Origin of the sequence: Pantoea sp. Cy-640, from assembly GCF_011752635.1 — a bacterium.
Classification (GTDB): Bacteria; Pseudomonadota; Gammaproteobacteria; order Enterobacterales; family Enterobacteriaceae; genus Pantoea; species Pantoea dispersa.
Window position 1 is genome coordinate 220539 of record NZ_VWXB01000008.1, and the last position, 10514, is coordinate 231052.

Sequence of the window (10514 nt, forward strand, 5' to 3'; positions counted from 1 at the left end):
AAAAGGGTTATTTATTGCACACTTTCTGCGCGTAACATCTGTACAGACCGGTGCCGTTCAGTATCATACGGGCGGCAATCGGGAGAGGCTAACATGTTGCAATCTGTCATCCAGCTGATCGCGCATAACGTGGCGGCAATCGGTAATGCTGTGACTCACTCACCGCAAACCGCGCTGGCCGCCGTGGTCTGCGCCATCAGCGTCAGTCTGTTCAGTTAACATAAAGGGAGCGCTGGCTCCCTTTATGCTTAAATTACCCGCGAAAATTGCTGCATGCGCGCTTTCTGCCGCAGATAGCGGTCAAAGCACATGCAGATGTTGCGAATCAGCAGACGGCCAATGCCGGTGACCTGCAGCCGGCGCTCACCGATCTCAAGCAAGCCGTCCGCCACCAGCGGCGCCAGCAGCGCTAAATCCTCAGCAAAATAGCGTTCAAACACCACTGGCCACCGGGCTTCGATGTCGGCAAAATCCAGCGCAAAGTTACAGATCAGCGCTTTAATCACATCCCGCCGCAGACAATCATCCTCGCTCAGGGTTAAACCGCGCCACAGCGCATGGCCCTGCTGCTCAACGCTGGCATACCAGGCTTTTAACTCTTTCTGATTCTGCGCATAGCTGTCTCCCAGCATGCTGATGGCCGAAACGCCCAGCCCGAGCAGTTCGGTTTCGCCCTGCGTGGTATAACCCTGGAAATTGCGATGCAGTACGCCGGCGCGCTGCGCCACCGCCAGTTCATCATCCGGTTTGGCAAAATGGTCCATGCCAATAAACTGGTAACCCGCACCGGTCAGCGTCGCGATGGTTTGCTGCAGGATTTGCAGCTTCTGCGCCGCAGTCGGCAGCTCCTCATCTTTGATTTTGCGCTGAGCGGCAAACAGCGCAGGCATGTGCGCATAGTTGAAGACGCTGAGGCGATCCGGATTGAGCGCAATCACCCGCTGCAGCGTAAAGGCAAAGCTCTCTGGCGTCTGCAGCGGCAGGCCGTAGATTAAATCCAGACTGACTGAGCGGAACCCCTGTGCGCGGGCACGCTGCACCAGGGCAAAGATGGTCTCTTCATCCTGAACGCGGTTGACCCGCTCCTGCACCGCCTTGTTGAAATCCTGCACGCCCATGCTCAGGCGATTGAAGCCTTCTGCGCGCAGATGATCGATCATCTCCAGCTCAATTTCACGCGGATCGACTTCGATCGACATCTCAACGTCGTCAGCGATGTCGAAATGGCTACGCAGCAGCGCCACCAGCCGGCTGACCTGCTGCTGATTAAGGAAGGTGGGCGTGCCGCCGCCCCAGTGCAGCTGCGTAACGCGACGGTCGGCAAACAGCGGTGCGCGCTGACGAATCTCCTGCGCCAGTACCTCCAGATAGCGATCGGCCTTGTGCAGCTGGCGCGTCACAATTTTATTGCAGCCGCAGAAGTAACACAGACGATGGCAGAACGGGATATGCACATACAGCGACAGCGCGCGCTCGGGATAGCGCTCAACCGCGCGCTGAAAATCGCTCGCGCCAAAGCTTTCACTGAATTCCAGCGCGGTGGGATAGGAGGTGTAACGCGGACCGGCGTAATTGTATTTTTCTATGAGCCGCTGATCCCACTCAATCTGCTGCGATGACATGCTCACTCCTTACGGTGACGTCGTCTGAGGGCGGGTCGCGTGGCAGAAGAGGAGACGAAGCGCTGGGCGGAACGCCGCCGTAAGCGCGATTTCAGCCGCGACAGGCGGCGTAGTTTAAACAATAACCACAGCAGATAACACGTCAGCAGCAGCGCTAAAATTGATCCAGGCCAAAACATAGGTGAATACCTGTTTAGCGCGGCATGCGCAAAGCCGCATGCCGATCAAAAATGGCGGTTAGTGGCCCTTAAGCAGGCGCATCATATCCTCTTCTGCCTGCTCGTCTTCGGCGTCGTCATCCAGCGCAATGCCCAGCGTTTCCATCAGCTCGTCGATGCGATCCAGCGTCTCATCCAGCCACGCCTGATCTTCTGCGCTCAGGGTTTCGCCGCTCTCGAGGCGATCGAGCAGCGTGTCGAGACGCTCATCGTTCTCCAGCTTCGCCAGCTCTTCCTGCGGCGTCAGGCGCACTTTTTCGGCTTTGGGTTTTGGCTTCGCCACTTTCTTTTCGGGCAGAGTTTTGCCGTCCGCCACCAGCGCGACTGGCTTTTTGCTGCCCACGCGCGGATCGGCGCTCTTTTTGCTGTGCCCTTTACCGGCGCTTTGCGTTTCCGGGTTGGCGCGGCTGCCGGATTTGTGGCCGCTGTGCTTTTTATCGCGCTTGCGATCGCGGGCTTCCTGGTTCAGTTCTTCACGCGATTTGCGTTTCGCTTTAGCAGCAGGTTTGCCACGCTGGGCTGGTGCAGGTTGCTTCATGTGTTCGGTCTCGGCGATGCCTGGTGAGTTCAGTATAGAATTGCGGCGAAATCTAGCAGAAAGATGACAAAGAAAAAAGGCGATAGCCTGTGCTATCGCCTTATTTCGCACCTTCATACGAAGGAAACACGCGTCAAATCCTTTACGGCTCACAACGTCCCGGTTGCTCCATCGCCACATCGCTCCTGCGAGTAATCCCTGTCCCTGTCCGATTCCTGCCTGAATCGCTCTCCTGCCATGCTCGCGGTCATCCCCGACGCTCCTGAGCTCATCATCCTGATGGGTGCTGCCGTGCACTGACAACAAATGTAGACCAAACAGTAAATTGAACAAGTGAGACTTGTCTCTAATTTAGAGCGGCCTTTTTCATATTTAGCGTAAGCCCATGAAAATAAACAGTAATATAATGAATGAATGTTGCATGAATCCGTCATCACTGGTAGCAGTTAGCGGCGATCTCTTACAAAATGGCGCGTTAAGACGCCTGTCGGGCACTTTTGCGCCATAACAGGTATAATCAGCGCCATTGCCCGATCATTCTGCTGGAGTTTTACATTGTCTGCTTTGAACTATCACGTCACCCATTTCATGCTCAGCGCGCCGGATATTCGTCATCTACCGGCGGATACGGGCATTGAAGTTGCCTTTGCCGGGCGCTCAAATGCAGGCAAATCCAGCGCGCTGAATACTCTGACCAACCAGAAAAGCCTGGCGCGTACCAGTAAAACGCCAGGCCGCACGCAGCTGATTAACCTGTTTGAAGTGGTGGAAGGCAAACGCCTGGTGGATTTACCAGGTTACGGTTATGCGGAAGTCCCGGAAGAGATGAAGCGTAAATGGCAGCGCGCGCTGGGTGAATATTTGCAGAAACGTCAGGCCCTAAAAGGACTGGTGGTGCTGATGGATATCCGCCATCCGCTTAAAGATCTCGATCAGCAAATGGTTGAGTGGGCGGTGCAGAGCGGTATTCCGGTTATGATTCTGCTGACCAAAGCCGACAAGCTGGCTTCCGGTGCCCGTAAAGCGCAGTTGAACATGGTGCGTGAAGCATCGCTGGCATTTATGGGCGATGTCCAGGTCGAGATGTTCTCATCGCTGAAAAAACTGGGCGTCGATAAGCTGCGTCAGAAACTCGATACCTGGTTTAGCGAGCTGACCCCGGCGCAGGAAGGCGACGGTGAAGCGCTGTCAGAGTAGCGCCTGAGCGGACCTTTACGTCCGCTTTTTTCAGAAAAAGCCCAATAAAAAACGCCCCAGTCATAAATGACTGGGGCGGCTAATATTCAGCCAAATCCGATTACGTGAAGTAAAAGGTCTGAAAGATAGAACATCTTACCTCTGTACCCTACGCGATGAACTTTACCCGATTTTTTCTGACCAACAAAGGGTTTTTTGTTGTTAAGTTTCAGAATTCGACATCTTTTTTACCAGCTTCGTCACATTTTCGCGCAGGGCATGTAGTTTAATTACCAAAAAAATGCTTAGCCGATAAGCAGTTACTAAACCTGTATTTTACCGGCAGTTTTGATGACCGGCTGAACCGATTAAGTAAACTTTTTTCTTATGACGCTGCCCGCCACCAGCATCTGTGGCGGGCAGCAGGCCCTTAGTGCGCCTGATCCCAGTTATCGCCGGTTCCCACTTCAACCTGCAGCGGTACATCCAGCTTCATGCTGTTCTCCATCAGTTCGCGGATCGTCTGGCTGGCGCCTGCGACGGCATCTTTGTGGATCTCAAATACCAGTTCATCGTGTACCTGCATGATCATTTTCACCTCGTCACTGTTCTGCTGCAGCAACCAGCCGTCAACGGCGATCATGGCACGTTTGATGATGTCCGCCGCGGTGCCCTGCATCGGTGCGTTGATCGCTGCTCGTTCGGCGGCTTTACGGCGAATAGCATTGCTGGAGTTGATGTCCGGCAGCCACAGACGACGCCCATCCAGCGTCTCGACGTACCCCTTATCCGCAGCTTGCGCGCGCGTCGCTTCCATATAACGCAGCACGCCCGGATAGCGCTCAAAGTAGAGATCCATGTACTTCTTCGCTTCGCCGGCACCAATGTTCAGCTGACGCGACAAACCAAATGCGCTCATGCCATAAATCAGTCCGAAGTTAATCGCTTTCGCACTGCGGCGCTGCTCACCGGAAACCTTGCTCAGCGCCACACTAAACACTTCGGACGCCGTGGCGCGGTGGATATCCTCACCCTGCGCAAACGCATCCAGCAGGCCTTTGTCCTGCGACAGGTGCGCCATGATACGCAGCTCAATCTGCGAATAGTCGGCGGCCACGATGCGCTTATCCGCGCCCGCAATAAACGCCTGACGAATGCGCCGTCCCTCTTCGTTGCGCACCGGAATGTTTTGCAGGTTCGGGTCGGTCGAGGAGAGTCGTCCGGTGGCCGTCACCGCCTGGTGATAAGAGGTGTGTACCCGGCCGGTGATCGGATTGATCATCTGCGGCAGCTTATCGGTGTAAGTGGATTTCAGCTTCGACAGGCCGCGATGCTCAAGAATCACTTTCGGCAGCGGATAGTCGAGCGCCAGCTCAGCCAGCACTTCTTCACTGGTCGATGGCGCGCCGCCCGGCGTTTTCTTCGTCGGCTTAATCCCCTGCTTCTCAAACAGAATGGTTTGCAGCTGTTTGGTGGAGGAGAGGTTGAAAGGCTCGCCGGCCAGCTCGTGCGCTTTCTGCTCCAGCTCGGCCAGACGCGTGGTCAGCTCCTGCGAATGTTTCGCGAGGATATTCTGATCGATCAGGACACCGTTGCGCTCTACGCGGGAAATGACCGTCACCAGCGGCATCTCAATCGCCTCGAATACCTGCTTCGGACCGGCTTCCTGCTCCAGCTTCGGCCACATCTGCAGGTGCAGCTGCAGCGTGACGTCAGCGTCTTCTGCCGCATAGTGCGCCGCCTGCTCAAGAGCGATCTGATTGAAGGTGAGCTGATTTTTACCTTTACCGGCGATTTCTTCGAAAGTGACGGTTTTGTGGTTAAGCCAGCGGGCCGCCAGGCTGTCCATGTCATGCTTGCCGCCGACGCTGTTCAGGCAGTAAGACTCCAGCATGGTGTCGAATTTGATGCCGTTCAGCTCAATATCGTAATTTTTCAGTACGCCACGATCGTACTTCAGGTTCTGCCCGACCTTCGCTGCTTTACTGTCCTCCAGCAGCGGTTTCAGCTGCTTCAGCACCGCGGCGCGATCCAGCTGCGGTGGCGCGTCAAGATAGTCATGCGCCACCGGCAGGTAAGCGGCCTCGCCCGGTGCCACGGCGAAGGCAATGCCGACAATATTGGCGCTCAGGGTATCCAGCGAATCGGTTTCCAGGTCAAAAGCAAACACGTCGGCGCTTTGCAGTTTTTTCAGCCAGTCGGCAAAGGTCGCCTCGTCGAGGATGGTGACATAGCCGTCGGATGACAGCACGCTGACCGTTTCCGCTGCGGCCACGGCGGGTTCATCCGGCAGCGATTTCTGCGCCTGGCTATTGCTCTTTTTACCCTGCAGCCATTTTCCTTCCTGCAGATCGGCAAGCCAGCGTTTGAATTCATAGCGGCTAAACAGCGTCTGCAATGCTTCGACGTCAGGCTCGTTAACCGTCAGCTGCTCGCAGGCCAGCTCCAGTTCCACATCGGTTTTGATGGTCGCCAGCTGGTAGGAGAGAAATGCCACATCGCGATTCTGCTCCAGCTTCGCCGCCATGGTTTTTGCTCCACGGAAGGAGAGCCCGGCCACTTTATCAAGGTTGTCGTAGATGGATTGCATGCCGCCCAGCCCCTGCAGCAGCGCCTGTGCGGTTTTCTCGCCCACGCCCGGAACGCCCGGGATGTTGTCCGAGCTGTCGCCCATCATGGCGAGGAAATCGATAATCAGCGAAGGCGGTACTCCATATTTCTGCTCGACTTCTTCCGGACCGAGCACGGTGTTGGTCATGGTGTTAATCAGGGTAATGCCCGGCGTTACCAGCTGCGCCATGTCTTTATCGCCGGTGCTGATCAGCACCGCACGCCCCTGCTTTTCCGCTTCCAGCGCCAGCGTGCCAATCACGTCATCGGCTTCCACGCCGGACACCGCCAGCAGCGGCAGCCCCATGGCTTTTACCATCTCGTGCAGCGGCGCGATTTGCGCGCGTAAATCGTCCGGCATCGGTGGACGATGCGATTTGTAATTTTCAAACAGCTCATCGCGGAACGTTTTGCCTTTGGCATCGAAGACCACAGCCACATGGCTGGGTTGATACTGCATCAGCAGGCTTTTCAGCATGTTGAGCACACCATACATGGCGCCGGTTGGCTCACCCGCACTGTTGGTCAGCGGCGGAAAGGCATGATATGCACGGTAGAGGTAGGAAGAGCCATCTACCAGAATCAGGGGATTTTCTGCAATTTGCGCCATAGGTTTGTATTTTCTTCGTTGCGATAATCAGGGTTATAAGGATGCCACAACCAGCGAACAATGTTGAAGTAACAGCAGAAAGTGAGGATCTTTTTCGCGGTTACGCGGCGCGGATCGCAAGGATCATCTTGTGGATAACTTTGTGCGTAAAATTCATAACGTATTGTTATTTACGTTAATTGCAATCACTTTACGATTAAAATGTTTTTACAATCAGTCAGTTATAATCTTGCCGTGATACGAAACACCTTTTTAAAAAGGCGATCGTCTATGTGGATATTAAGCGAAAGGGTAATCAAAAAACGCTGGCGGTGAGGGATGAATAGCTTAGTGAATTAAGGATGTGGTGTGGGTTGGTTTCACTGTAGCGGCGGGTGATAACCGCGCCGCTACAGCATAAGCCATCGCGTTTTCAGCGCTTAATTACTTTTTCTCAACCAGGAATTTCACGACGTTGGCATAATCCGCCACGAAGTTATCCATTGAGCTGGTGTCCAGGCCGCCGTTGTTAACCATGTATTTGCCGTTAACGAAAATCGCCGGTACGCCCTGCAGATTAACATCTGAAGCCGCTTTCTGCTGCTGTGCAACCAGCGCCTTCACGGCGAAGCTGTTCCACGCTGCATCGTAATCTTCAGAGGTGATACCCGCTGCTTTAATGAAGGTTTCTTTCAGGCTGGCTGCGTCGGTAATGGTCTGGGTCTTCTGGATGCCGTCGAAAATCGGTGCGGTCACTTTATCTTCCACACCCAGCGCCATTGCCACTGCCCACGCATGCGTGACCACCGGACCGAAGTCGCCGCCGAGGAAATCAACGTGATATTTGGTCACTTTGGTGTCCGCTGGCAGATTCTTTCTCACCGCATCGCTGACGTGGTAAATGCGTTCAAACTGGTAGCAGTGCGGGCAGAAGAAAGAGAAGAATTCCATAACCTGCGGCTCACCGGCGACCGGTTTTGGCAGCGTAACGTACTGTTTGCCGTCGTTGAACTGTGCCGCTGAGGCGCTAAATGCCAGCATCAAACCCACCAGCGCAAACCAAATCTTTTTCATCGTGAGAACATCTCCTGAGTACTTCATTAAAATTGCGGGCTAAGCTGTAACGGCGGTTCGTGTAACAGCCTTTCCTGCTCGATAAATAGTGCAATCTGCCGGCGCCAGAAGTCCTCATCGGTCATCCAGGGGAAGGCGCGCGGAAAAGCGGGATCCTGCCAGCGGCGTACCACCCAGGCCAGATAATAAACCATGCGCATGGCGCGTAAAGACTCAATCAGTGTCAATTCGTGTAAATCGAAATCACCAAATTCGTTATACGCTTCCAGCAAAATATCCCACTGGATCAATTGCTCCTGACGGCTGCCGTTCACCAGCATCCACAAATCCTGCACTGCCGGGCCGGTGCGCGCGTCATCAAGATCGACAAACATCGGCCCATCGCGCCACAGAATATTGCCGGGATGGCAGTCACCGTGCAGCCGGAGCGGTTGCCACTGGCTGTGCCAGCTCTGCTGCAGCGTGGCGCTGAGTTTATCTAACGCCTTCAGTAGCGCATCCTTTAGCGAGGCGGGCACCAGCGCGCTCTGTTCCAGCTGCAGACGTGGCTCAACCACATACTCCTGCAGGCCCAGAGTGGGCCGCTGGCGGAACGGGCTGTTGCGTCCGGTTTGATGGATACGGCCAAGGAAACGACCTACCCACTCCATCTGCTCTTCATTGTCGGTTTCATACTGCCGGCCACCGAGGCTGGGGAACACCGCGAACATAAAGCCAGCGTGCTGATTGAGCGTATTGCCCTGCAGCGCCAGCGGTGCGGCAACCGGCACTTCATCGTCCAGCAGATCCTGAGCAAACCGATGCTCTTCAGCGATCTGCGCGGCGCTCCAGCGCTGCGGACGATAGAACTTAGCGACATAGCGCCGCTTATCCTCATCGCTGAACTGATAGACGCGGTTTTCGTAGCTGTTCAGGGCGGTTAAGCCGGACTCGACCCGCAGACCGGCATCCCAGAGCGCATCGAGGATGACGTCGGGATTCAGCGTCTGAAAATTAAAAGCGGCTTCGCTCATCATTGTGCCTGTGTGTTACCTGTGCGTTGAACGCGCAAGGATAACACTACTCATCATCCTTGATCACACCGCGCGCACGTAATAGCGCGCTTTTGAAGTCCACTTCATAATCTTTCTTCAGACCCGGGATCACAGCCTGACTACCGGCATCACGCATTTTGAGATGGTAAATCAATACGTCATCGCTTAATTCACTTAATGGGCCACTGAAACCTGATTCCTGCGCCAGTTTTTGTAAAAATGCCAGCAGGTTGAGATCGGGTTCTTGCTGCCAGGCAGGCTGCAGCAGTTCGAGCAGTTCATTGAGTCGGTGATATTTCATCATTGATTCCTTTGCGCAGGTGGTTCGCTACCGCGAGTTAAGTATCGTCCAGAATAAACAGGGAGACGAAGATGACCGCATTTACCGGTGTGATCCTCGCAGGCGGGCAAGGCAGCCGTATGGGAGGTCAGGATAAGGGCTTGCTGCCATTACAGGGCAAACCGCTTTATCAGCACGTTCTGCAGCGTTTACAGCCGCAGGTCAATATTGTGTTGATTAGCGCCAACCGTAACATTGATCGTTATCAGGCAAGTGGTTGTCAGGTGATTCGTGATTCGCTGCCTGATTATCCCGGTCCGCTGGCAGGAATGCTCAGCGGCCTGCGGCACAGCCAGACCGAATGGGTGGCGTTTTGCGCCTGCGATACGCCGTGGCTACCGCAGGATTTTGTTGCACGGCTGTGGCAGCAGCGTGGTGCAGCCGCCGCCGTGTGGGTGACATCGGGTCAGCGTGATCATCCGGCGCTGGCCCTGGTGCATCGTGCGCTGGCCGATGATCTGGAAGCGTGGCTGCTGCGCGGAGAACGTCGTCTGATGCAGTTCATGCGAGAACATGGCGGACACGGCGTACTGTTTGATGATGATGAAGCCGCCTTCCGCAATATCAATACGCCTGACGATTTGGTTAATGAGGAAAGTGCGTGATGAGTGTGCCGTTACTGGCGGTGGTGGGCTGGAGTGGCACCGGCAAAACCACCCTGTTACAACAGGTGATTCCGCTACTGAGAGCGCAGGGCATTCGCCCCGGGCTGATCAAGCATACCCATCATCAGATGGATATCGATACGCCGGGAAAAGACAGTTATCTGCTGCGCAAAGCGGGAGCCGATCAGGTGATCGTCGCCAGCGAGCAACGCTGGGCGTTAATGTGCGAGACGCCGCAACAGCCGCTTAGTTTAGCGCAGCTGGCAGGCCGTATGGACGCTGCATCGCTGGACCTGGTGCTGGTCGAAGGGTTTAAACAGGAACCTGTACCCAGGATGGTGCTATGGCGGCGCGGCGTTAAGGGGGAAATTGATGAATTGCTGGACGACTGGGTGATTGCCGTAGCGACGGATGAAGCGTTAGCGCTTCAGGTACCGGTGCTGGATATTAATCAGCCTGATCAGGTTGCAGAGTATATTGTTCAATGGCTAAAAAACCGCTAATCACACGGTTTTTAGCGGGAAATTTGCTGAAGTACGGACGTAAAAAAGCCCCGGACTCTCGTCCGGGGCTTTTTTACGGGTTTGATGCCTGGCAGTTCCCTACTCTCGCATGGGGAGGCCCCACACTACCATCGGCGCTACGGCGTTTCACTTCTGAGTTCGGCATGGGGTCAGGTGGGACCACCGCGCTGTTGCCGCCAGGCAA

The 10514-nt window shown here is 55.1% G+C and carries 10 protein-coding genes and 1 rRNA gene; 4 read left to right on the top strand and 7 right to left on the bottom strand.

Annotation, left to right across the window (positions count from 1 at the left end):
• The first annotated feature begins 93 nt into the window (after window positions 1-93).
• Complete coding sequence (locus F3J36_RS19090; protein ID WP_021507120.1) at window positions 94-219, top strand: YshB family small membrane protein; 126 nt, start codon at window positions 94-96, stop codon at window positions 217-219.
• Between the two features lie 29 nt (window positions 220-248).
• Here the strand turns inward: F3J36_RS19090 and hemN are convergent, their stop codons facing one another.
• A complete protein-coding gene (gene hemN / locus F3J36_RS19095) occupies window positions 249-1622 on the bottom strand; it encodes an oxygen-independent coproporphyrinogen III oxidase (RefSeq protein WP_166720261.1) in 1374 nt (457 codons plus the stop codon).
• Window positions 1623-1859: 237 nt separating this feature from the next.
• Window positions 1860-2378, bottom strand: a complete 519-nt coding sequence (gene yihI / locus F3J36_RS19100) for a Der GTPase-activating protein YihI (RefSeq protein WP_058770999.1) — start codon at window positions 2376-2378, stop codon at window positions 1860-1862.
• Between the two features lie 555 nt (window positions 2379-2933).
• Here yihI and yihA point away from each other — a divergent pair.
• Complete coding sequence (yihA, locus tag F3J36_RS19105) at window positions 2934-3575, top strand: ribosome biogenesis GTP-binding protein YihA/YsxC (RefSeq protein WP_031279643.1); 642 nt, start codon at window positions 2934-2936, stop codon at window positions 3573-3575.
• A gap of 409 nt (window positions 3576-3984) precedes the next feature.
• Here yihA and polA read toward each other — a convergent pair whose 3' ends face one another.
• The 4 genes from polA to F3J36_RS19125 form a co-directional block, all read right to left on the bottom strand.
• Window positions 3985-6774 (bottom strand): DNA polymerase I, encoded by a 2790-nt coding sequence (polA, locus tag F3J36_RS19110; RefSeq protein ID WP_166720262.1) that lies wholly within the window; start codon window positions 6772-6774, stop codon window positions 3985-3987.
• 423 nt (window positions 6775-7197) lie between these two features.
• Window positions 7198-7827 (bottom strand): thiol:disulfide interchange protein DsbA, encoded by a 630-nt coding sequence (dsbA, locus tag F3J36_RS19115; protein WP_021507125.1) that lies wholly within the window; start codon window positions 7825-7827, stop codon window positions 7198-7200.
• A gap of 26 nt (window positions 7828-7853) precedes the next feature.
• Window positions 7854-8840, bottom strand: coding sequence for a serine/threonine protein kinase (locus tag F3J36_RS19120; protein WP_166720263.1), 987 nt, complete (start codon window positions 8838-8840; stop codon window positions 7854-7856).
• 46 nt (window positions 8841-8886) lie between these two features.
• Window positions 8887-9162: a YihD family protein gene (locus F3J36_RS19125; protein ID WP_021313943.1), complete on the bottom strand. Its 276-nt coding sequence runs from the start codon at window positions 9160-9162 to the stop codon at window positions 8887-8889.
• 71 nt (window positions 9163-9233) lie between these two features.
• Between F3J36_RS19125 and mobA the strand changes: the two genes are divergently transcribed.
• Together mobA and mobB are read left to right on the top strand one after the other, a co-directional pair.
• Window positions 9234-9806: a molybdenum cofactor guanylyltransferase MobA gene (gene mobA, locus F3J36_RS19130; protein ID WP_021507127.1), complete on the top strand. Its 573-nt coding sequence runs from the start codon at window positions 9234-9236 to the stop codon at window positions 9804-9806.
• A complete protein-coding gene (gene mobB / locus F3J36_RS19135) occupies window positions 9806-10309 on the top strand; it encodes a molybdopterin-guanine dinucleotide biosynthesis protein MobB (protein WP_058775451.1) in 504 nt (167 codons plus the stop codon). The genes mobA and mobB overlap by 1 nt, the downstream gene beginning before the upstream one ends.
• An 86-nt stretch (window positions 10310-10395) precedes the next feature.
• Here mobB and rrf read toward each other — a convergent pair.
• A 5S ribosomal RNA gene (gene rrf / locus F3J36_RS19140) occupies window positions 10396-10511 on the bottom strand.
• Between the last annotated feature and the right edge of the window lie 3 nt (window positions 10512-10514).